Origin of the sequence: Legionella sp. 16cNR16C, from assembly GCF_021297775.1 — a bacterium.
Classification (GTDB): Bacteria; Pseudomonadota; Gammaproteobacteria; order Legionellales; family Legionellaceae; genus Legionella_C; species Legionella_C quinlivanii_A.
Map to the genome: position 1 here is coordinate 448932 of NZ_JAJTMX010000001.1, position 23979 is coordinate 472910.

Genomic DNA, 23979 nt, shown 5'->3' on the forward strand with positions numbered 1-23979 from the left:
CTCTTAAAACATTAGCTTGGGACGTTTGTTTTTGACTGTTCAGCTGATGGCTGCATCGGCTTATGAAAGCTTTTATAAAAACTGTGCATCATTAAACCTTCCTTCACTTTAGACACTGCATGGTATTGGCTAAACGCGCGATTTAACTCGTCATTACGCTCCTTAGGTAAATGAGCAAAACTTGCAGGGCTTATACTTTTATCCCCCGCTTGCACCAGTGCCCTGACAATTCTAAAATGCCCTTTACCCAGAGCCGTTTGTGCAGGCGTTAAACCATGAGCATTGATGGGGTTTAAATCAGCCCCATGCTTTATCAATGCCAGCACTGCAGGCATCTTTCCATTCTGGCAAGCGAGGTGTAATGCAGTGCCATTGCCGCTTGCTGGTTGATTCAGATTTGCCCCCGCTTTAGCCAGCAATTCAATCAAACCCACATGATTAAGTTGGGCAGCATAGTGAATTGGCGCATACCCAAGCCGATCAGTATCATTGAGAACAAGATCCCCACCTTTGAGCAACAGCGCAGCAGCGTCCCTGGCATCGTTAATACAGGCCAAGTGCAAAGCAGATCGCCCATTCTTATCCAGGACATTGAGATCCACATCGTCCAGAATCAGCTCTGCCAATGCATTTTTGTTATTTTTTGTTACAGCTGCATGCAAAAGCGATCGATTGCGTTCTTTGCTATGATAAAGCGGAATTAATTTAACAAAATCCAGCATTTCCTGATTCTTCGAATAAATGGCATACTCGCATACCCCAAAGCCATGCTTATCCTCTTTTTCAAGGTCAGCTTTTAACTCGAGCAGACAAAGTACGGCTTTAACATGTCCATTCAAAGCAGCCAGATGCAAAGCGGTTCGCCTCGCACTTTTTTCAAGTTTTTTAGTCTCCTCAGGTGTCTCGGGTTGATTTAAATCAAAGCCCTGCCTCGCCAGATACACAATACTTTTTACTTTTCCAAGCATCGCCGCATAATGAAGGGCGTTGTTTCCGGATTGATCAACAGAGGAAATGCTATGTCCCGACTCGCAAAGGTATCGCAAGACAGGCAGCGATTCCTTGGCAGCAGCTAACATCATTGGCGTTATGCCCAGACGGTTGCTCTGATTGGGTGTTTTCATCAGAGGAAGAAGCGTTAATGCGGCGGCCTCAGAGGGCTTCTCAAGGGCATAATGCAAGGCACTATTACCTTTTAAATCAACCTGATCAACTCTTGCCCCTTCTTTTAGCAGCAGGTTCATTAAGGCGACATTGCCGGTGGCTGCTGCAAACATCAGGGCAGTCTGCCCTTTATGATTGGGGCGGTTAACCGCATAATAGGGCAGCAACTGTTTCACCAGTTCATACTTATTGGCCTTTATGGCTTCATGCAAACCATTATGATCCGATGTTTCAGCACTACGGCAAACCGCATCCATTTTGGTAAAGAGCATGCTATGTGACTTTGCTGAAGCTAACTGCAGCATACTGAGGCCGCGGATTTTGTCGGAAATTAAATCGGCAATGCAGTCAGGAAAATACTTGACCAGGACATCAAAGCGGTAGCATGCCGTTGCGTCATCATTTGCATTGATAATCGCCCGTAATACATTTTTATCTCCTTTAAACAAACCAGGAGAGACTCCATCCTTTTTTAAGGCGGCCAACAATTTTTCCAAAGAGGAATCAAGATTACCCAGGGCCAAGCCTTCTTCACCTGCCTGAAGTGAAGCCAGATGATAGGTATTTGCGATAAGATGTTGCAGTAAAGAAGCCCCTTTTGTGGACTTGAAAGCCGTCAACAGAATTTTTTCTTTGTTAAATAATGACAATGCTTTATCAAATTGCAGTTTTTGTAGATGCAGTTTGAATTTTTTTATAACCTTCCTTCCCTTTTTATCAAGAACAGGGGTAGGAAGCGGCTTGCTGGGAGCTGAGGAGGGCTGAACTGGAACTCCTTTTGATTTAGCAGCCTCTCGAGAGGGGGATTGACGCTTTTCATATTTACTGAGCAGCTTACGAATATCAGCAGACACTTCTTCCAATACAAACAAGTCTTTCGGCCATTCACTCGGCAGGCTTAATTTAAACAAACGTTTAAGGAGCGCAGCATCGTCCTGTTTTACAGCCAAATGAAAAGCCGTTTGCTGCCTGCTGTTAACACTTGCAAATTGACAAGCCCTTTCCTTTAACAAGGGTAAAATACGATGGGCGCCAGTCTTTATCGCGATGTGGACTGGATAGTTTCTCTCAGTATCCAGCGGCTGATCGATATCTTTGCAGTATCTGAAAACCAAAGAAGCTATTTTTTCATCATTACTTTCAATTGCCGCAGCTATTAAAAGAGACGTCTGAATAGAGTTCTTTTGACCTTTTTTGAATAAATATTCCAGGCAGGAAAATGCTCTATTTTGAATTGCCTTCAAACTCAAAGCGGTCATATCATTGTCTTCTTGCAGATTATCCCGCAAATAACCAATTTCATCAGCCATTACTGCACAATCAAGCAGAGTCAGCGATGAAGATGTTTTATAGGCAACACCTTTTTCAAGCAAAGCATAAACAATGAGAAAATGGCCAAACTGCGCCGCTATCGCTGTTAAGCTATTGCCTTCATACATCTCCCTGAAATTTACATTCTTTCGAAGCAACTGCCTGACGCGTGCATAATCCCCATTGCGCACCAGAAAATACAGACTTGAAAAGCCATTTCTGTCTTTGGCGTGATAGTCTTCACCGCGCCTGAACAAGATATCGCTAACGGCAGGCAGCGCATACTGAATAGCTAATTGTGAAGCAGTCTGTTTTTTATGATTAGGCTGGTTAACAGCTGCCCGCTCAGCAAGCCATTGGGCTGTTTCAAGCTGTCCCGCCTTAATAGCGAGGATTAATGGGGTTTCTCCTTCCAGGTTTTGGGCATCGATTAAAGCGCCTTTTCCAATGAGAAACTGAACTGCAGCTAACTGTCCTGCCTGTGCCGCAAGATGCAAGGCTGTTTTTTTAGACTCCAAAGGCATATCCACGGCTAAATCCGGGTTAGCCGCTAACATGATTTGAAGCAGTTCAACTTCACCCTGAGACGCCGCACAATGAAACGCGGTGTAGCCATCGGATTTTCTGCGGATGTCCGGCCGGGCTTTTCGGCGAACCAACTCTTTGGCTGCTTCTATTTCACCGCCTTGAATGGCCAGGTGTAAACTGGTCATACGGCTGTCAATCATTTGATTGAGATCCAGTCCAGGGACATGCTCCATCATCCATAATGCAAGCGATCTGAAATTTTTCTGGAACGCCATGAACAAGGGAAATAGACCATTGGGAAGCGCATAGTTAAAATCGGCTCCTGCGAGCTGCAATGCTTCCATTACCTCTTGTTTACCATGCTGCACAGCCAGCATGAGCGGTGTCAGTCCACGTTTGTTTTTGGCGTTCACCAGATCAGGGGCAATGCCAAGCATTAACCGCAGCGCTTCTACATGACCCGATTGTGCTGCCATGTGCACCGGCAAATTACCTGCTTTATCCGCCAGTCGAAGCACTTCTATACCGTTTGCCTGGAATATAGTTTTTAAAATAGCGGGATTTAAGGACACTGCCGCATAGTGCATCAGGGTGGCGCCATTGCTGTCAACAATTGTTTTTAAGCTTTCCTGACTTAAATGCACAGCCTGGGCGGCATCATTATTTATGCGATTAATCGCCTCCACGGCCAGAGTATCCAGTGCCTCATTTTCCTCTGAATTAGCGAGCACCAGTTCAGAATCTTTGGCTCTTAATCGATAAGCAATATAGCTTTGCCCTTGGAACTGAAAGCTGACTTTGTCCTGTCTGCCCGCTTTAAAAGCGGCAGACAGTGACTCTGCAAATAATTCCCCATGCGGCAGCGGAGCAGCTTTTATATTGGGAAGCTCGGGAGCACAGCCGCCGACATATTTTCGTGTTAAATCCGAGCTGGTGAAAGAGACGAAGCTGTGGGTGTATTGCTTACTGACAGGATTTTCTGCGATTTCCTTGTGAGAAAGCAGGCAATCAATGAGATGCTGTATATTCTGCAGATAACTGGTAAGTCGTTTTATTTCATGGGCGAAATAATACCCCAACTGCCCTAATGCCTCCTGATAACAAGCAGTTATAACGTCTTCGGCTACCGCCGCTTCGATATTTTTAGCCTGTTTCTGGTTAAGGTTTGTATAATGCTGTTTACATTTTATTATTTCCTCATCATACTTTTCTTTTAATTTTTCGCTGTCTTCTTTAATGAATTTTTCAACTTGTGGGTTAATTAGTGCTGCCAGCTCGGTTTTTCTGGTGCGCAATAATTGTATAGCCTCTTCAGGATTTGGGCTTGTCCCCGGAACTGTTTCGCTCGCTTCAAGTTTAACCTGCTCAATCGACTGTCGAATCCCTTCAATCCGGTCGTTCTCCCCTTTAATGAACGCCGTAATTTGAACCTCATTAGCTGCACGGAGATGCACCGGTACAGCGTCGACCTGAGCCTTTTTGTTGGCTTCGATTTTTTTTATTGCTTCCTCAAGCTGCTTGATAATAAGATCTTTAAGCGCTGTAATTTGTTGGGAAAAAGCTTCTGCAGCCTGTTTCTCATGACGCTCTTTATTTGCCTGCAATCCAGCCTCATAGGCTTTTGACAGCTCTGCGAGATCATCGGCTAAATTCGACTCGCTTTTCTGTTTAATTTCAGAAATAGCAGCTTGTTTCGTAGTGTCCATATTTTGTTGGATAGCCTTGAAATTATCGCGTATGCTCGCCCGCAATGAGATTAATTTTTCCTCTTTGTCTTTTACCAGAGCGTCTTCCGGAATTACCGCAAGAATTCCGTCCTGTGCTTTCCGAGGATCTTTTTTCCATTCAGCCTCTAATATTGCCTGCTTTTGAGTAATGGCGCCTATGATATATTCAATCCGCGAGGCCAATGCTTTTTCTTTGGCCATCGCTTGCTGTTCCCTGGTCAAGCCGGCGGCCATTTTGTTAGCGGCTTTTTCAATGATGCTGTGCAATTGGCGAATATTATTCAGTAAGTAATCATTCGCGGCTTTTGTGATGCGCTCACTCTCATCTTCATTAATCTCAACTGCTTCACCCTGCGGAAGCTTAGGGCTTAGTTTTTCCTTAATCAGCGAAATAACACTTGCCTGCATTTTCTCGGCAATGCCCTTGGGAAGCGCCCCTGCTTTTTTAAATTTAAAAAGCTCGGAAAATAATTGATCGCTTTGCTCACGCCCCTCTGTCTGCCTGAAGCGCTCAAGTATCTCATTAAACTGAATGCTCAAAGGATAGGTCTGAAAATGACGAACTGGAATTGGCGGTAAAGATTTTGGGAAATGGGGATGAATAGCTGCCTCTTTTAAAGGCGGAAGCTGAGGAAGCTTGCCCATCTTCTCGAAGGTTACATAAAGATATGACAGTACAGTGATTATCCCTAAACGCTTGAATAGCTCTTTACAGAACTGCAGTTGCGGCATTTTTTCAGCCACTTCCTGGGCAAACAATTCATAGCAGCGTAAATTGCTCTCATATTCCGGGGGATATTTTCCATGTTCCAATAAATAGGAATCGACATATTGCTTATAGTCCGGCATTAAATCAACACTGTACTCAATCCTTATATCGGGATGGGGAAGCAGCATATTGTCAATCGTTTCGATTTTTGGAAGTATGGAAATAATGCGAAATGAGGTCATGAAAGGCTGCTGATAAGCAGAATCGCTTGATTTATATTGTACTCCATAACGGCTTTCCAACTCGCGCAATGAAATATAAGCAAGGCCCGGCATCTTCTCTTTGCAGTATTTCTTAAGGTCAATCATGTTGGCTCTTAAAAAAGCATCATCACAATTTTCCTGCTCATGCCATCGCTCTAAAAACGCCTCATCAAAAATGCCGCCATTTAAATAGCCTTTCAGCCAGAAATCCAGGAATCCAATGAGCCTGCCGACCGATGTGTCTTGTAATGCCTTAGGCAAAACGGGATAGTTAAAACCCTTTTGGTTAATATGCAAACTAAAAATCGGCAGGGTCTTTTCTTTGTGATAGGCATTGTAAAGTTCATGCTGAACCTGATTAAACCACTCATCAGAAACAGACATTTTGTCCTCGGGAAAGCACAGATAGAAATGATCGGTAACTGCATGCGCCTCACTGTTGAGGAGGTTCTCAATGAGGGATACCTCAGAAGCGACACCGCCAATTTCCCCGGATGCCTCCATTTGAGAATAGACTCTGTTGACTATATTATACGCGTTAAAGCTACTGACCAGATTGGTTGCCATAAGCACATGCGAAAAATCTGCCAAGCCCGATGTTTGGAAATAAGCGCTATTCCAGGAAGACGTTGATAAAGAAACTTCACGGTAAATCGCCGACTCAATCGATGGCGACATGAACCCGTAGCGCAACTGAAATTCCCTGACCGCCTGTTGTTGCGCACTCCAGGTCATCATTGAAAGATTATTAAATGCGAAATAACGCGGCTGATAAGATAAATTAAACTGGTTACTTGTGCAGATGAATTGCTGGAAAGAGGTATTTTTAGAATGTAGATTAGTCGCCTGATAACGGGCGGTGTTCGTTGACGCCTGTTGCTGTGCTGCCTGCTTTTGCTCTGCTTTTGGCGATGCAGGCATATTTCGGCCGTTTAACCAGCCAAATGTGGCATGGCAAACATTCCGGGTAACTTCGCCAAGCGGCTTAACGATTGGAGCAACCGCGTCAGACGCTAATTTTGCCCCGGTTAATCCCCCAATTATGGCGCCGGCTCCTTTAACATAGGGATTGGGTACAGGCCCCCCAGCGGCAAGACCACCAACAGCTGCTCCGCGCACTAACCCCCATGTCACGACCCCCGCACCAGCCCCCACTTCGACAACATTCTTGAGTCCATTGCACACCAGGCTTTCACCAAAACCGTATTCGGTATCTTTGGCAGCGTCCGATACAACCGTTGCCGCTCTTGAAATTTTTCCTACATAAGGAATACTTTCTCCAACAGCTTTGGCACTTCGGTTAACCTGCCTTGCAGAATCTGCAATGACATCAGCGGCTTTTCCAAGATTTTCACGTAAAGGGGTTTGGTTATCGTTTTTTTCTTTCTTTTCATTCATGGTGGGCTGACTCTTTTAAAGTGCTGAGGTGTGAATTTACTTTGCAACGGATCTTTAGGGAAGGATTATTTTAAACCAGGGTGCGATAAAAAAATACCGTAGAACTACGGGGTTGACTATCCTTCTAATTTACTCAGCATAAAGGAAACCAGAATCCCATCACAGTGACCATACGTGCAAAATTATGGGCTACTGCGAAAGCTTCCGGTGGGATTTCAACTCCAAATCAATCCATCCAGTTATCAAAGCATTCAGGGCAACCCAGATAATGACGGGCGAGGGGAAGACAATACTATACTTGGTGCTTTCCCCAGTGTGCATGCGCGAAACGGCATTTGGAAAATTTGGTAAAGACCTATCAACTGTGTCCTAAGTTTTGCGGATTAGAAAAAAGCCAGGGTTGTTTCTGGTCTCAATAAATTATGAGTAGCGCACTCGAGATAGTTTCTGATTTTAAAGAAGTTCTTGCGGCAGGTGATGCGTTACGAAGTCATTTACTATCCATCAGTCTGGATTAATGTGCCCGATGCATCGTATTTCGCAAATGATTTGTTGCATTTCGCCGAGGCATTATTGGATTTTTATCCTTCTAATCATAATAACCCTCAAGCAACGAGCGCCTATCAAGGCGCCTTAGGCGGGCCACCCATTACACTGCAATTGGCCGAAGCGTTTAATGCCGCTAAAGACAGGTTTCATGCGAATTGCAAATCCTATATGAATGAGCAAAAACAACGAGAAACGCTTATTATTCATATGATTTTGCGTAATGCCGGATTCCCTCCAGTAAAATTAAAGCAAGTGTATCGCCACATTCCAATCCTTAATTTTCATCCCAGGCTAATAAGCTATTGTCGGCTGTGTCATAATCCTAAAAATGATGGCTCCCAGAGAATATATCAGGAGCTTATTAGCGGTGAGTTAGGTGGTTCAGTTTTATAGGGGCAACTCCAGGAGCTATATACTGTTATTTCGCAACTAAATATATAACTGAACCAGAAAAACAACCAATGGATGAAGTAAATGAAATTAGTAGGGTATATACCTAACTGAATGATTTTATTTTGGATGTTCAATTTCAAAAACTGTTTACTCCTCAAATGGATTGTTGATCTTTTTGAAGACTACTTTTTAGGAAGTTTGTGATTCGGTATCAATGAAACGATGAAGTGCACTTAATATAGAGATGAATGCGCAGGTGAAATGGGGTGATACTCCAATTAGAAGCGGAGTAGCGATTACCAGAAGTAGGGAAGGAGGTTCATATTGTTGTTCAATTTAGCAAACTAAGCAGCAAGAGAGAACACTTAAGTATCGCAATTAACTTCCTTTTCCTGAAGAGCAGAATAATACTGTAATCCAGAGGACCCAACATTATCTACTTTAGAGCAAATGGGAATAGAATTCTTGGAAATTGCGCTCATGTGTTGGATTCATACGAATAATAGAAAAGCGGGATTTCCAAATCTGTTTGATTACAATAGTAACTCTACTTCGTGTGGCTTTTAACCCAATGGCCCAGAGATGCGTAACATATGCATTACCACGCGTCTTGCAGTCTATGTCCAATAACGATAATGCATCTTTAAATAAACGCAATTGGTCTTTTTTTAATATAAAAGCCAGACGACTATTGTCTTTTAGCAATTTTTTTTTCGCCAATATTTTGTTTATCCACCTATGAAATTGACCTGAGTCCCTGCGGTGCTTGCCGTATCCTTTATTTATGGACTTATAATACACCTCTAATCCATCGGATTTAGAGCATGTTTCTAACTCCTCTAAAATAGATTTAAGATTGGATTTTAAATCAGATACTACAAATTCTTTGGGATAAATTATATATTCCAAATCCTTATCCAAAAGCATGTATTGAATCACTGGAGGTTTTTGTGTGCCTCTCGTGACCCATCTAATAGCCGCTCGACAGGTCATGATAATAAAGCAATGAAACAAGCTCTTTAAATAATATAGCATAGGAATGTATTGCTCGAGCACTATGTGCCGAATCAAAATGGAAAATTGAATCATAGCTTTAAAGTTGAGGTTATTTGTGTGGAAACATTTACAGGAAAAGATGATTTCGCCCCGAGAATTCGTACGATTAGCCAAGCGATAATTTGGCTTCAAATTCTATTAAAGTACTTCGAATTTTTTTAAAATATATTCGCCTGTTTAAATAGACAGTCCATCCTTGAGTTTACTTCAATTTTACCATTATGTTAAAATCAAGATCTTCCGATTACCTTGAGAGTTTAAAAATAGATTTCCAACGAAGATACAATATTTTCAGCCTCTTGTAACACCAGAAATGGAACAGAAGGAATCAATCAAATAAAAAATGAACTCATTGAAATTGGTAAACACTATATTTAGAGGTAATTTACATGAATTTTTACGAACAACTTGAACAAGCCAAACAAGCGCTATTAAAAGCAGCGCAAGACGGTAATGTAATTATTTGTCAAGCCTTACTTAATTCTCTAGCTCAGCATTGCTCTATCGCTGAAATCACTGATGAAAAATATGGAGGTAATATTTTACATTGGTCAGCCAGCCATGGTCATCTAGAGCTGGTGCAAGTCATTGTTGAAAATTACCCTGAATTATTAGATAAAACGAGTGAAAATGGTTCCACCGCCTTATTAAATGCCATCGTCAATAATCATGAGCAGGTAGTGCGATTTTTGTTGAAAACAAATGCAAATGCTGCCATTAGAAATGCAGCACAAAAAAATGCTTTTTCAGGGGCGGAACAAAGCACTTTAGCAATAAAAACCTTACTTAAAGAACATCAAAAAAAGCTAAATCAGCAATTTATTTTTGCCAGCCAAAACCTGACTATAAAAGAGGTTGAAACAAGCTTAATAAATGGCGCTTGTATTGAAACACCCTTGCATTCGAATAATGAACAATATCATTATACTGTTTTGTTTTGGGCTTGCTCAACAGGTCAAAAAGCGCTTGTCAGTTTACTGCTTCAATACAAAGCTGATGTTAATGTTGTCGCTGGTAAAAATGGTTTTACTCCTTTACATGCTGCTGTATTCTTTGGACATGAAGAGATTGTAAAAATTTTACTACAAGCCAATGCAAGCGAAACATGTCAAGATGCAGATGGCAAAACTCCGCTAGAGTTAGCGAAAATCAGAAAACTGCCTGAAATTTGCCGTTTATTTAAAACATCTGATTTAAAGGTTTCTTCTGCAATAAAGCCAAATATCATACCAGCCATTCAAGAGCTTAATTTGAAAGTAAACCAGGATGATCTTTTGGCACGTTTTAATCAGTTAAAAACAAGTTCTACCAGTCCAACTTTTTTTGTCGCGACACCACCTAATCCTAACCAAAAAGCGATTAGCGTACAAACCATAAACACTGCATTATCAGAGCTTGAAGCTCATTTTGTCGCGATCGAAAAAACAACCCTGGAATGTGTTAATAAAACACAGGTATTTAATGATGAAGAAATACAAGAGGATATAAATCAAATAAAGAAAAATATTCTTGATTTACAAAATTTTTTTTCTGACAAGGATTGTCCAATTCAAATTAAAATTTGTCAAGTTAATCGAAAAATAAGTAGCTTGCTGTCTTCTTTAACCTCATTCGCAATAAATTTAGAGAATGAATTTGAATTAAAAAAAGCATTGATAATTGGTGCAAATGTAATTAACCATGGTGAGTGGACAAAAAACATGCGAGCATTTTGTTCTATAGCTAAAAGCGTGCTGGAAGCAGTCAATAATATTTATAATAAACAACTTGAGTTGGCTATTGATGGACCTGAAGTTTATCAACCTCTAAGTTTAAATTTACAAAGTACATAAAATTATTTCGTTTATTATTTGTAGTAGTGTCATTGCCGAGGGAAACTGTCGGGCTAATCACCCATAGCCGTCAGGCTAAGAAGTAATGTTATCTCCTCCACCGCGCGCAGCGTGGGGGGGAGGGTAGGGTGCACTGCCATTAAGTTAGGGAATTCTGCAATTACATGTAGATTGTACCCTTGGCGCAACATTGAGTTATGGAGTGGTTCAACCCCTTTGTTGGGCCAAGGGCCCAACCTACAATGATTCCCTAACTTAACGGCAGTGAGGCTATGGGCTAATCACCAAGCGACTTTGTCCTTATAGCATGTTTGTTGAAGGACATTCAATCCTCACTTAAGCCACTTCAAGTGAGGATCGCCTATCGGATTCTAAGAGCACAGTTATTTATGTTTTCAGGAAGCCAGATACCTCTTACCCAGCAGGACTAATCTCAACCAAAATAATTAACTAACATCGTTGGTCTTACATACAAACTTGCGAGTCACGTCCGAATATGGTCTGTTGAAAAAAATTGGCCAGTATAGTTTTGTTATAATTTATTGGTGGTTAATTCATCCGATAAATAGTTGTAAAAGCTGGCAAGAGGGTTTGTGATGTAACACCGGGGTATTCTAAGACTCTCCCCGGATGTTTTCAATGAAACGCTCCAGGTTTTCTATAATTGATAACAGGTTCTCATTTAACTTGCTAACTTCTTTGTCGGGTAAATTACCAGTAGACAAATTCTGCATCAACATTCCCTGTGTTTCTAATTTACGGCAAGCGTATTTGGCTTTTTCAGTAAGAAAAAAATGGTAGCAGCGCTTGTCAGATTCACTTCGTACACGTGTAATAAGCTGGTCTCTTTCCATCTTATCAAGTATACCTACTACGGTAGGTTGTTTCAGTCCGGCGCTTTTTGTAAGCTCCATTTGCGTTTGGCCGTCCCGCTCCCACAAGCGAACCAGAAAAATAGTCTGACTGTAGGTCACACCCAGCTCTTCAAGGTTGAGATTGGAAACACGTTCAAATAAGCGGGCTGCTTTTTTAATCAAGACACCAGTATGTTCATTTAAGTTAAATGTCATGGATTGTTCCTTTCTTCATTATTATATAGGCCCCTATATATATTGACAAATATTATATTCTGTCACTATCATGGCGACACTTTTTTAGTTATAAAGGGATTTAATGATGTTCAAAAAAAGCTACAGCCTATTCCTTGCTTTATCGATTTTCAATAGCTTCACTTATTCCTCTTCTATCAATTCCACGTTAGCTGTTGTGGAGGAAAATGCCGATCGTATCAGTTTTTATAATCCTGAGACTGGTGCAAGAAAAGGGAGTCTGAAACTTGCCTTACTTCCTCATGAGATTGCTGTTACAAAAGATGGAAAAACGGCTTATGTCAGCAATTTTGGTATTAGGGACTACGACAGCGGCTCTGGCATACCCGGTGTGTCCATTTCTGTTATCGATTTATTAAATCAAGTCGAGAAATATCGTTTATTTACTTTTCAGTCACTAGAAAATAAGGACTATTCAGACATCGATAGCGCGCCTCATGGTGTGAAGTTAAGACCTCCTTTTGAAAAACAGCTTTATGTTAATGTGGAAAAGGGTGGGAAGATCCTTGTCTTTGACATCGATACCAAAACGATTGTGAAAAAAATTGCGGTTAGTCCAAATACGCATAATATTTTCTTTTCCAATGATGGAAAAACATTGTGGTTAATGGCGGGTAAGGACGGTGTCATCCGAATCGATCCTGATTCAGGAGTGATTACGGGGAGCCTCACATTGCCCTCTGCTGTAAGGGGCCTGAAATACACGCCAGATAATCGCTCCTTAATGGTATCCGCTGTCAATCAGATTGTATTTATTGATCCAGAGACCCTTGCCATTCAAAAACAATTCACTAATTTGAATTTAGGACCGATTCTTTACTCGGATATTACGCCGGATCAAAATTATGTATTAGCACCAGCTCCCTTTGATCACCAGGTTGCTGTAATTGATGTTCATTCAGGCCAGGTTATAAAACGTTTAGTCACCGGATTAAATCCGATTAATGTTTTAATTGATCCGGAGGGTCAATATGCTTATGTGTCTAATGCAACCGACAAGCATTTATCTAAAATAGATTTACATAGTTTTGAGCTCAGCTCTATTGCAACCCATGCTGGACCCAATGGTTTGGCATTCATCCCTGAATTTAACCCAGGTTCACACAAACAACTGCGTATGGGGGTTGCTTTACCATTGACAGGAGAGGATGGTGCTAAAGGGCGTGAAATGCTAAGAGGATATGAATATTGGAAAAGTACAGTTATCCAAAGCGGCGGACTGTTAATTAATAATCAAGTTTATGATCCCGATATTGTTTATCTGGACACTGAATCCAGGAAAGATAAACTCATAAGCCTGACTCAGGAACTGCTCAATCAATATCGAATACAAATTTTGTTATCTACCTATGGTATTGATAACTACAATCTCGAAAAAGAAATAGCAGAAGCAAACCAAATTATTCTAACCCCAGCAGCCGAAGAATCAATTTGGAGAGCTGATAATATAGCTCGAGGTTATGATTATTTTGTAACAACAAACCTTTATGAGAAAGGCTATATTACTCAATACAATTTTAAACCTACTTCCTGGTCAGCAATGGCATCAGTCATCGGTTTGAAATTCCAAAATGCATCTCAAACAGCCAATACTCTGGATTATCAACAAATAACCACTTTGTTAAATGAGGGTGAGTTTCATCTCTTTTACCCCTAAAACCTCATACAAATGGATAAGCTCAGCTAAAATTAAGGATTTAAATTATGTTTCTCCACCCCAGGTTGCTGTTTATAATATTTATTTTATTGCTGTGTACTGAAGTACTAGCACATAATGAAGAATATGTCTTTGATCCCAAGGATCCCCATCACAGTCTTTATATTTCTGATGCAACGATGCGCTCACCTGCTATTTTATTGTTGCACGCGAGTACCGGTATTGAAAAAGTGAATTATGATTGGGCCACCCGATTAAAAGAGCATGGGTACGTAGTTTATATGATAGACAGTTTTAAACCCAGAGGTTGGGAAGACCGTCGCTCAGTAGGCTGGGAAAGAGCAACGCAAGCCCAGCTTGATGATATCGTTCCTGCCTACGAATATCTTAAGCAGCTTCCTTCAGTTGATCCTGCCCGGATAGGGCTTTTAGGATTCTCCATGGGAGGCTTTGATGTATTGAAAATCATGGCATTATCACAACAAGATCCGAAACCTTATCAAAAGCTTCCTTTTAAAGCAGCGGCTTCGTTTTATGGCGTATGTCATCGTCTTGAAGACGGAGCAAAACTAAGGGCAATCACCAAAGTATTTATTGGAGAAAATGATGATCGCGCAACCACCAAAGATTGCATTCAGCTAGTCGAGCAAAGCTCTGATAGTCATCAAAATGTTTCCATAAAAATTTATAAAAATGCATTGCATGGGTTTGATAACTTTGAGTTTCCAGTATCAAAAGAGATTATTGACGAAAAAGGAGAACCTTATCACATTGGTTTTAATGAAACAGCAAGAGCACAGGCATTGAAAGATTTACCCGAGTTTTTTGATGACAATTTAAAATAACCCATGAGAATCAATAACCAATGGTGTTTTATGATTATAGATAGATCAAAAATAGTTGCGATAAGTTTGCTTCTGCTATCAATTATTGACAATAGCTATGCATCTATTGAAGAGCAACAAAAAATAAATAAACAAATTGTCACTGAGTTTTATAATAAAGCAATTAATCAAAAAAACTTCAAAGCAGCATCAAAATATCTGGGCACACATTACAAACAACATAATCCTGCTGCCGCTGATGGAGCTGAAGGTTTAAGAGCATATATTCAATATTTACTTGAATTCTATCCTAATTCTCATAGTGAAATTAAACAAATTTTTGCGGATGGGGACTATGTAATTCTTCATGTACACTCTATTCGTGAGCCTGGCACTCGAGGTAGAGCTATTTTTGATTTATTCAAGTTAGAAGACGGGAAAATCATGGAGCATTGGGACACGATCCAAGATATCCCAGTAAAATCAGCCAACTCTAATAGCATGTTTTAAAATTATCACCACAAATTAGTGGCAGTTTACAGTAATCGAGATGACATTCTCTAGTAGTCCTCATCTGGTCAAGAAGTTGGAGTTATAGAAATAAAAGAACTCCGTGAAGTCTAGTTAATATATTTTTGCTAAAGAAGACGCTTCCACATGCTCGTGGTATCGTTTCACAGAGCGTGATTCGCCAAATAACCCGACTCGATAATAAGCGAATGCTTGTAGAATTGATTTAGCCTCTTTTTCTTTGTGATTTAAAAACTCTTCTAACGTTCCTGTGCTCTTGCTTTTTGCGTTATTTAGAGACTGTCGTAGTTCACTTACCTTGCGCACATTTTGTATTCCCACACAAAATAAACTAGCGCGTTCAATGGCGTTGATTGTATCTTGCATGATTATTGATAACTCTTCGATGGCTTTTGGATCATCCAGAGGTTCTTGAAGCTCAGGTGGAGTAGGGTGAGGCTGTTGTGGAATAGTTGCGCTCGTTTTTTCTTTGGAGAGAACAAGCAATTCTTCAATTGAGATTGGGATGCCTGATATTGCTGTGGAAGTCATGTTATTCTGAATGGGCTCTGCGGTCATACTATAGAAAAAGCGATAAATAGACGGCCCTTCGTCTTCTCTCCTTCCTATAACCCGAATGGTCTGTATTGGATTGAAACAACCACTATAGAATCTATCAGGGTTGGGCTTGTCGGCGGCGCTAAGGAGAAAATGGCAATTCCAGAGATCAAAGCGATAACGCTCTCCGCTTAGGACATTGAATAAATTATGTTTGTCAAAAAATTGCTCCAGCTCATCAATAACCCATATTATCGGAAGTTTTTGCAAAAGATAGGCATGAGGATTTAAACCATATAAAGAGAGTGTCTCAATCTTTAGATTGGTGGGAGAAGTCAATCGTGAAAGGGGGCAATAGATAACTAGAAATCGTCCTTCACGATAGTTATTCAAGGTGTCTAGTGCAAACTTTTGGAGGAAGTAACTTCGTTGCTGGGCTGGTAAATCGTTTAGTAAAGCAATAACGGTTGTCACCGATTTTTGTTTATATGTTTGGTGGATTAAGTTAGATAAAGGAACATGACCTTCATTTTCGCTAAAGTGTAAATCTTTCGAATTGTTGCTGCTCATTTCCAAAGCGTTTGCTAAATACTCCCGCATTCGTCGAAATCCAGGAATCCAGGGGTGTTTTTGTATATTTTCTTCAGTAAAAAAATCAGACAAGGGGGGTGGTGATAAAACTAGTTTTAAACATAATTCTTCCTCAGAGTTCAAATACATCGAACCTAAAAAAGACTCCGTCCTCAACAATTTCTTAAATTCTTTAATAGTTAAATAATCAATCCCTTCCCAGAGTATATGTTGAAATTTAAAAGTGCGATCTTCTTTTTTTAGTCGGGCTGTAACTGTTGCAAAAAAGTCACCACTCTCATGGATAAGTTTTAAGCAGTCTCCTTGCGTGAAAAAATCGCGCTTCCAGTAAACGGTGAGCATAGTGTTTCTACATTATAACTAGTTGTAATTAAGCATATCGGGTTTGAGTTATAATGTCTAAACACGGTTTTATAGCTTTGAATCAGCAAGGATACTAAGTAGTGGCATTTTAGCTAAATCGATGAATTGTTCCCTTTTGTCTACAAAAGGTTGTAAGATCAGAAAGTGGGCACTAGACTTAACCAGGAACGCGCATCAGCGATGCGCCTGGAATTAATTCAAGGAGGAAGACATGAGCATTTTTGGTAGCATCGTTTCCGCAATTTTTGGAACTGCAAAAGCAGCTACAGCAGTGGTCACCGGCGGCAATACGGCGGCAGCCCCCTCTACCCGAAAGCCGATGACAAGAGCCGAAGTCGAAGCGATGATCCAAAAGGTCGCCGATACTACTGGTCGTAAGGACTACAATTGGGAACAATCAATTGTCGATTTGATGAAGCTGCTGAATCTCGATTCAAGCCTTAGCGCTCGCAAGCAGCTTGCCCAGGAACTTGGCTACACTGGAGCCCTCAACGGTTCGGCTGAGATGAATGTCTGGCTTCACGAGCAGGTTATGATTAAGCTTGCCGAAAGCGGCGGTGTCGTGCCTGACAGCCTTAAATAAAAATACGGAAAAGAAACAATGCGGTCAGAGTGGCCGCATTTTGTATAAATTAAAGGGTAAATGATGTTATTGAATTAAATGCTTCTTTACATCCTTTCCTCACAACAGAGCCAGCTACTGCAAAAAGATTGTTTGTAAAATGATAGGAAATACTTCCCCATAAACTCCCATTATTTTTTCTTACCAGTTCTTCAGCATTAAAAGCCAAGTAGGTCGTCTGTAGTCTTGCTAATTAGAATGGGCTGAACCGAAGATAATACTTGTGAGACCAACAGTGCTGTGCTCTGCTAATTCTTTCTCAATGCCAATTTTTTCGAAAAAATAGCGAAAAAAAGGAGTGAGGAAGCCTCGAAAAACAATCTCCTCCATAATAGGGGCAAAAACGAGGGCCATTAGAACTACTAAGTGCTAGCCACAGAGCGTCAAAAATTGAAATCCATTGGTAAACTTATATTTTGTTTTTCGGAATGGGGCATTACCGTATAATTTGCATCAGTGATGAATCAAGAAATACTAAGTCTGATTATTTTGATAATCAGACTTAGTATTGCAAAGGGGACGGATAGCATTCGCCATTGATATTGAGTCAAAGAAATACCAAACCTTGGGGCTAGTTCTATCGACAACCAGGGCTTAATGTATTTGATTGCTCCCTATTCTCTCTCAGGCATGCTGGCACAAAAGTAATTCTATTGGAAAAAAAAGAGGGGCTGTAAGTAAGCATGTCGCTATCAAGGCCACCTTTCAAACTAAAGTTTTCAGGATGACGATCTATTTCAGGGTGACTATCTGTTAGTATCTCTTTTTTATGGTTAGTCAAAAGAAACTGGGTTTGCCATTTCAGGACTTCAGGTAACTTTTTGGGGTATTTCAGAGCATCCTGTAAACTTAGATGGGAGGGATAAGGATTCTCTATTGGCTCATTGCGTAAATGCTTTTCCAAGAGGAATTCTACTATCTGTTCATCCTGAAGTTTGCATAATTTTTTTAGACATTCTAGCTTTTCAATTTCTTCTTTTACCTGGAGAATGGCTGTATCACTCAGTAATTCTTCATTAAAAAATTCAGGGTTTTCAGCCAGCACACGCGCAGCCTGCCTGGTTAACGATTCAACTTCTTTCATAATGCTGTTTGTTTGTTTCATTTGAATTACTAATTCGGTAGGAAACACGAACCGTAAGCTCCCGCCATAATGCCACGTCAACACTCTTTAAAAGGTGGCCTTACGAAGGACCACTCCCAATCCCAACTTGTTGATCAGCTTCGTCAGAATCTTGTATCTCAACAAGCGGTACAGAAAGATCTGATTGCTTCAGTATATTTCCTGGTATTTGAGCAGCTTCTTGAAAGAAATTGCTTTTTCCTTGAAAAGTCTTAGAAATTGGCACTCCAACAACAACTAAAACACTTGAAATCATTGCAAGGAAACTATAAAAAGTAGATTTAATTTTTGCATCACTTTCAATAGCTCCTTTATGTTCAGAGCAAACAAGCGTTGTTTTTCGTTCAAAATTCGCGCTTTCTTTAATTTGCATAGCAGGAGAAAGTGCAAAATGCTGGTCAACCAAAGCTTTTAATTTCACATAAGCAGATTTTAATTCATCAGTATATGGATTTAAACCTGCTGTTAATTGTTGGATGCTTGCTTCAATCTCTGCTAATTTATTCCTAGCAATTTTTTCTGGATTAATGAAATTCTTTCGTAAAAACATCTCTAGAGCCATATTTAAAGCATGAAACGCTTGACTCTCATCACGATTATCCGACCAGCTCAATTCGCGTTTAAATGCGCCTAAAACTTCTCCAAGATGCGGATGGATTTTAATTCCGCTAACCGCGGGCTTTATAATGTTCTCCATGTGCGCCAGATATTTATCAGGCTCTAAACCATATTTTTCTGCTGCATCTTCATAGATTGCAAAAGACACCGATGTTAGAGCCCTTTGATTTGTTGTATGCGTGTATTTAATATAAACCATATCAAATATATATTAAGTAAACGTTAACTAATGCATAAAAAACATAAAGACTTAAGACCAACTACGATATGTGACGGGTATTGATGTCAATTCAGAATGATAAAATTATATCCTCAACCATTTGCGGAATCTGTGGACGCAAAGCCGTAAGAATAAAATTTACCAGGCATTTCGTGAGTTAGGGCGAGTACGAACAATATTCTTGCTCAATTACATCAACGATATACCGTTAAGACGAGTTATTCTTGCTGCCACCTGTAAGACGAGCCTTCATTCTTATTGACATTAATACTACAATTATTCCCAGAGACAGCAAGCATTGGAACACCTATTATGGATAAAAAGATTGCAGTAATTACCGGATGTTCAAAACTATCTGGTGTGGGTTATAACCTGGCTTGTGCACTGCTTGAGCGAGGATTCAAAGTAATTGCCACTGTAAGAAACATAGAAAGATCGGAATTGAACAAGTTAAACGTTCCCAATCCTGAAAACTTGGACATTCAGGTTTTAGATCTTTGCCAAAAGGACTCAATTGATGCGTTTATCAAACGGATATTATCTCAGTATTCCTATATTGACATTCTGGTAAACAATGCAGCCAATGTGGCAATCGGGCCTGTGGAATCAGCCGCAGACGAGGATGTTTTAACGACCTATCAGACCAAAGTATTTGGTCCTTTGGCCTTAATTCGAGGATTTGTGCCCGTTATGCGCCAACGCCGAAGAGGATTATTGACTACGACCTCCTCCATCTTTACTTCGTCGCCCATCAGCATGCCTGGCGTAGGAGTCTATTTTTCAGCCCTGGCGGCTTTTGAACGGCTGCAGGAATCACTGGCCATCGAGCTGGCACCATGGAATATTAAGGTAATTAACTTCCAGGCAGGCCCTATCGCAACGGAGCTGACCCGATTTGAAGGGTCAAGAACCGATGTTACTAATGAGCATTATAAAAATTTTACACAACAGGCTTATCAGTGGTACGACCCCTCTTCTTTTCAGACAGGAACAGAGGTTGCAAAAGTTTTTGCAGAGGCTATCGAAGCGAAGGAGCCGGATTTATGTTATCAAAGCAGCTCATTTGGGAAGAAATTTGTAGAAACCTATAGAAATGATGCCACTGGAAATCAGTCTTTTAATGCATTAGTTAAGCATTTTGAAAATCTATATCACGAGGATGAAAGCGATTGGAAAATCCAAAGACCGACAAATAGCTAAGCCCCCTTCTGCTAGTATTGCCCGGTTCTTGATCTATACTAATAAAAGCCCGTATTGATGGTTATTATGTATGAATCTAACCGAAGAAGATGCACTAAAACTGCAACGTCAGCTAGCGCAATTACTGGAAGATTTTATTGAACAGATGCGCAAAGCCAATAAAGATCTTAATAAAAATATGATGGGGTCATCTCCTTTCGAAGCAATAGCCCGAACTGAAAGCGCAAACGATGCAGCTTATCAGGGTTATCTTGCTGTACAAAAGCAGAATAATGCTAAAAGTGACGAGGCCTTCGACGCTTATAGAGAGACCTGTGAGCGCAATAATGCTAATTCGGCTGCTGCTTTTAATAGTTACAGAGCTGGAGAAATGACCTACGAAGAAGCGGTGGCTATTAAAGAAAAAAATGATTTGGCTAATGACAAGGCCTATGATTTTGCCTGTTCTATTAAACACCAGAATGACAAAGCAAGTGATAAGGCGTACGAGGCCTATTTGAACGCTTTTGATGCAAACACCAAAACATGCGATCAAGTTTTACAAAATCAGAATAATTGCTCGCTCTCTGATACAGTAAGCAGTAATTTAGCAAACAATCTCGAACTATCTCCAGAGAACACAGCCGATGCAGAAGAGCAGGAAGCTGCGGAATTAAATGAAGAAGAGGCTCCTGAAGAGAATGCTTCTTCCTCATTACGCTAGATATTTAACATTCAATCTGATCTAACAAGTCAATTTGCTCGTTCAGATTTCTCATCATATTTTCCCAATATACTGGTGTATTGAACCAGGGAAAACTTAATGGAAATGCGGGATCATCCCATCGCTTTGCCAGCCATCCTGAATAATGCAGCATGCGTAATGTGCGTAGAACTTCGATTAAATGACGTTCGCGCAGATTAAAATCGTGAAATTCATAATAGCCATTTAGAATTTTTTCAAGCTGTAACTCCATGTGTTTCGGCTCGCCTGAAAGTAACATCCAGATATCCTGTATGGCAGGTCCCATCAGGCAATCATCCAGATCTACGATATGCGGGCCGGAGTCTCTCCATAGTATATTAGCGGCATGACAATCGCCATGCAGTCTTATTTGATCGAGGTCGCCTACCCATTCAAATATTTGTGCTACTTTCTCTAATGCTGTTTCAACGGTTTTACAAAAATTAGAAGTTAAATAGTCAGGGATAAAGCCTTGCTCAATGAGAAGACGATAAGGTTCAAAACCATAAGTTTGTATATTCAGGGAGATACGGTGTTGGAAGGATCGGCTGGCGCTGACTCTATGCATACGACCTATAAACCGCCCCATCCACTCTAATTGTTCATTATTATCCAATTCCAAGGCATGGCCGCCGCGCCTTGGAAAAAGTGCGAATCTAAAGTCCTGATGATGGTGTAAGGTCTGCTCGTTAATAATTAATGGAGCGATAACGGGAATTTCATGCTCTGCCAACTCCAGTGAAAATTGATGTTCCTCTAAAATTGCCTCTGAGCTCCAGCGCTGGGGTCTGTAAAATTTAGCAATTAGAGGTTCTGCGTTTTCAATTCCTATTTGGTAAACACGATTTTCATAGCTATTAAGGGCGTGGAGGCTCCCTGTGCAGAGGAAACCTGTGTTTTCAATCGCATCCAGAATGGTATTTGGATTAAGTGTCGCATAGGGTGTTTGATTATTGTGAGTCAAATGTAAAACCTCTGATATGGGAAATCTGATTAACTACCAAAATCAGGCAGTTGGGAAAAGACTCTCAATATTATACAGCCATTTAAAAGTCATCAGGCAGGATTGTAGGATACTTCGATAGTAAAAAAAATGTCTTGAAGAAATATAGCGGGCTCTGCACACTATATTTCTTTCAAAAAAGTTATTTGGTCAATGTATGTGCTCACTCAAAGCTTTAATCAAAAGCACAGTTCTGAAATACTCTTTCGACCAATTTCGATTTATTATTAGTAATCTGACCGCTTAAGTTACCCGATTGTCCTTGAGCTTGGGTTAACATCCAAATAAAAAGAGATTCCAAATTATTTCCAGATCGTTTTGTGATTTCAAAATCATCAAAATATATTTTTGCAGTGTAAGTAAACATTTTAATTCTCGATATAAAGAAGATAAAGGCGCAAATAAATGCGAACTAGAAAGTATAATTTGTTTGAGAGAAGGATCGAAAATGGAAATGTTTATACAATCTATACTTAATTATAGCACAAACATTCTTAATTGTTCATGAACTCAGATCAGTGCCATACCAATGTCATACAAGAGCTAAAACGACTGAAAAATCATATTGATTTATCCTTGATAAAATATTTATATATTAAAAAAACAGACATCCCTGCCAAAGCACAAAAAATACTGGCCAATAGTATCCCTAAACGAGCAGCATTGATAACTTCTTGATTGAACGCTAAATTAGCGATAAAAATAGCCATTGTAAATCCAATCCCAGCTAATATACTGCCACCAGCTAGCAAAATCCAATTAAGGCTTTTAGGCCGAATCGCTAATCCAAAAAAATCAGCAATAAAACTAAAACCCAAAACACCTATGGGTTTTCCCAAAACGAAACCTAAAAAAACAGCCACTGTAACTCCCTGGGTAAAATCTGAAGAAGTTAGGGCTACTCCCGCGTTAGCTAACGCAAATAAAGGCAAAATGAGATAACCTATCCAAGGGTGTAAAAGAATTTCTAATCGTTCAACCGGGGAAAGAACTTCACGAGCTGCTACTTCAGTCACGTGAAGTGCTTTGCGATCTTCCGTATCGCCACTCCAGTGCTCTCCAGGTGGATATGAAACCATGTGTTCTAAAATCATATGTAGTCGTTTATCACTTACCCAAGTTTTAGTAGGAGTCATTAATCCTAAAATAACTCCGGTTACCGTGGGATGAATTCCTGATGCATCTATTGCCATCCAAATGAAAGAACCAACAAAAAAATAGGCGCTAATATTTCGAATCCCCAGGTTTTTCATTATTTGTATAAAAAACAACCCTAATACCGATATAAAAAGAGCTGTCCAAGAAAGGCCGTGACTATATCCGATGGCAACAACCAAAATCGCGCCAATATCATCAATAATCGCCAGGGACAACATGAACATACGGAGGCTTTGAGGAATATGTTTACCCAGAAGTGCCAAGCAGCCAATCACAAAAGCAGTATCAGTGGCCATAACCGTGCCCCATCCTTTCTGCCCTGGTCCGCCGGATTGGAGCATGAGATACATTAGAGCAGGCAGGAGCATTCCGCCCAAGGCGGCCATAATAGGAAATGCGGCCTTCCTGGGCTCTCGTAGCTCACCAAATACTATTTCTCTTTTCAATTCTAAAGAGACAAAAAAGAAAAACAACGTCATTAAGCCATCATTAATCCATGCGTGCACTGAGCGAGAAAATTCGAAAGTACCCACGTGGATTCCTAATGATATTTCCCAAATAGATAAAAAAGAGCTTGACCAAGGAGAATTTGCAATAATTAGTGAAACAACGGTAAATAACAATAATAAGCATGCTGTACTTGTCTCAACACGAATATAGTACACAAAAGGTTTTGATATCAGATGAATGGGTTCTTTAGGTAATTGTGGATTTATAGGCACTAATTATAACTCCATTTATATGTACTATCAATCGTTCACTGCCTCAA

The 23979-nt window shown here is 40.3% G+C and carries 18 protein-coding genes; 9 read left to right on the forward strand and 9 right to left on the reverse strand.

The features are described 5' to 3' along the window. Positions 1–11: 11 nt before the first annotated feature. Positions 12–7100: an ankyrin repeat domain-containing protein gene (locus LXA66_RS02120; RefSeq protein ID WP_233011713.1), complete on the reverse strand. Its 7089-nt coding sequence runs from the start codon at positions 7098–7100 to the stop codon at positions 12–14. 477 nt (positions 7101–7577) lie between these two features. Between LXA66_RS02120 and LXA66_RS02125 the strand changes: the two genes are divergently transcribed. Beyond that, positions 7578–8042, forward strand: a complete 465-nt coding sequence (locus LXA66_RS02125; RefSeq protein ID WP_233011714.1) for a hypothetical protein — start codon at positions 7578–7580, stop codon at positions 8040–8042. A gap of 441 nt (positions 8043–8483) precedes the next feature. Here LXA66_RS02125 and LXA66_RS02130 read toward each other — a convergent pair whose 3' ends face one another. Next, on the reverse strand, positions 8484–8969 hold the full coding sequence (locus tag LXA66_RS02130) for a hypothetical protein (RefSeq protein WP_233011715.1): 486 nt from the start codon (positions 8967–8969) through the stop codon (positions 8484–8486). 518 nt (positions 8970–9487) lie between these two features. On the opposite strand from LXA66_RS02130, the gene LXA66_RS02135 reads away from it, so the two are divergent. After that, entirely contained in the window at positions 9488–10930 is a 1443-nt protein-coding gene (locus tag LXA66_RS02135; protein WP_233011716.1) for an ankyrin repeat domain-containing protein, read from the forward strand. A 614-nt stretch (positions 10931–11544) separates the two neighbouring features. Here LXA66_RS02135 and LXA66_RS02140 read toward each other — a convergent pair. Further along, a complete protein-coding gene (locus tag LXA66_RS02140) occupies positions 11545–12000 on the reverse strand; it encodes a MarR family winged helix-turn-helix transcriptional regulator (protein ID WP_133140416.1) in 456 nt (151 codons plus the stop codon). Positions 12001–12103: 103 nt separating this feature from the next. Here LXA66_RS02140 and LXA66_RS02145 point away from each other — a divergent pair, with 103 nt between their 5' ends. The 3 genes from LXA66_RS02145 to LXA66_RS02155 are packed head-to-tail and all read left to right on the forward strand — an operon-like array spanning position 12104 to position 15030. Next, positions 12104–13696, forward strand: coding sequence for a hypothetical protein (locus LXA66_RS02145; protein WP_233011717.1), 1593 nt, complete (start codon positions 12104–12106; stop codon positions 13694–13696). A 47-nt stretch (positions 13697–13743) separates the two neighbouring features. After that, the gene (locus tag LXA66_RS02150; RefSeq protein ID WP_233011718.1) at positions 13744–14541 is read left to right on the forward strand and encodes a dienelactone hydrolase family protein; all 798 of its coding nucleotides are present in this window, start codon (positions 13744–13746) and stop codon (positions 14539–14541) included. 30 nt (positions 14542–14571) lie between these two features. Continuing rightward, the gene (locus LXA66_RS02155; protein WP_233011719.1) at positions 14572–15030 is read left to right on the forward strand and encodes a nuclear transport factor 2 family protein; all 459 of its coding nucleotides are present in this window, start codon (positions 14572–14574) and stop codon (positions 15028–15030) included. 114 nt (positions 15031–15144) lie between these two features. On the opposite strand, the gene LXA66_RS02160 is transcribed toward LXA66_RS02155, so the two are convergent. Beyond that, positions 15145–16521 (reverse strand): hypothetical protein, encoded by a 1377-nt coding sequence (locus LXA66_RS02160; protein ID WP_233011720.1) that lies wholly within the window; start codon positions 16519–16521, stop codon positions 15145–15147. Positions 16522–16753: 232 nt separating this feature from the next. Between LXA66_RS02160 and LXA66_RS02165 the strand changes: the two genes are divergently transcribed. Next, a complete protein-coding gene (locus LXA66_RS02165) occupies positions 16754–17125 on the forward strand; it encodes a DUF3597 domain-containing protein (RefSeq protein ID WP_233011721.1) in 372 nt (123 codons plus the stop codon). A gap of 228 nt (positions 17126–17353) precedes the next feature. Here the strand turns inward: LXA66_RS02165 and LXA66_RS15875 are convergent, their stop codons facing one another. From LXA66_RS15875 to LXA66_RS02175, 3 genes are all read right to left on the reverse strand, one after another. Next, positions 17354–17518 carry a CPBP family intramembrane glutamic endopeptidase gene (locus LXA66_RS15875; RefSeq protein ID WP_083499145.1) on the reverse strand — a complete coding sequence of 55 codons (165 nt, stop codon included), beginning with the start codon at positions 17516–17518 and terminating at the stop codon, positions 17354–17356. A 223-nt stretch (positions 17519–17741) separates the two neighbouring features. Then, complete coding sequence (locus LXA66_RS02170; RefSeq protein ID WP_233011722.1) at positions 17742–18248, reverse strand: hypothetical protein; 507 nt, start codon at positions 18246–18248, stop codon at positions 17742–17744. 100 nt (positions 18249–18348) lie between these two features. Next, entirely contained in the window at positions 18349–19053 is a 705-nt protein-coding gene (locus LXA66_RS02175) for a hypothetical protein (RefSeq protein ID WP_233011723.1), read from the reverse strand. 172 nt (positions 19054–19225) lie between these two features. On the opposite strand from LXA66_RS02175, the gene LXA66_RS15880 reads away from it, so the two are divergent. The 3 genes from LXA66_RS15880 (at position 19226) to LXA66_RS02185 (ending at position 21028) form a co-directional block, all read left to right on the forward strand. Continuing rightward, a complete protein-coding gene (locus tag LXA66_RS15880) occupies positions 19226–19387 on the forward strand; it encodes a Tn3 family transposase (protein ID WP_370637118.1) in 162 nt (53 codons plus the stop codon). A 50-nt stretch (positions 19388–19437) separates the two neighbouring features. Further along, positions 19438–20325, forward strand: a complete 888-nt coding sequence (locus LXA66_RS02180; protein ID WP_233011724.1) for an SDR family oxidoreductase — start codon at positions 19438–19440, stop codon at positions 20323–20325. A 70-nt stretch (positions 20326–20395) separates the two neighbouring features. After that, a complete protein-coding gene (locus LXA66_RS02185; RefSeq protein WP_233011725.1) occupies positions 20396–21028 on the forward strand; it encodes a hypothetical protein in 633 nt (210 codons plus the stop codon). A 4-nt stretch (positions 21029–21032) separates the two neighbouring features. On the opposite strand, the gene LXA66_RS02190 is transcribed toward LXA66_RS02185, so the two are convergent. Continuing rightward, positions 21033–22013 (reverse strand): serine/threonine protein kinase, encoded by a 981-nt coding sequence (locus LXA66_RS02190; RefSeq protein WP_233011726.1) that lies wholly within the window; start codon positions 22011–22013, stop codon positions 21033–21035. 599 nt (positions 22014–22612) lie between these two features. Beyond that, positions 22613–23932, reverse strand: a complete 1320-nt coding sequence (nhaA, locus tag LXA66_RS02195) for a Na+/H+ antiporter NhaA (protein ID WP_233011727.1) — start codon at positions 23930–23932, stop codon at positions 22613–22615. Positions 23933–23979: the final 47 nt, after the last annotated feature.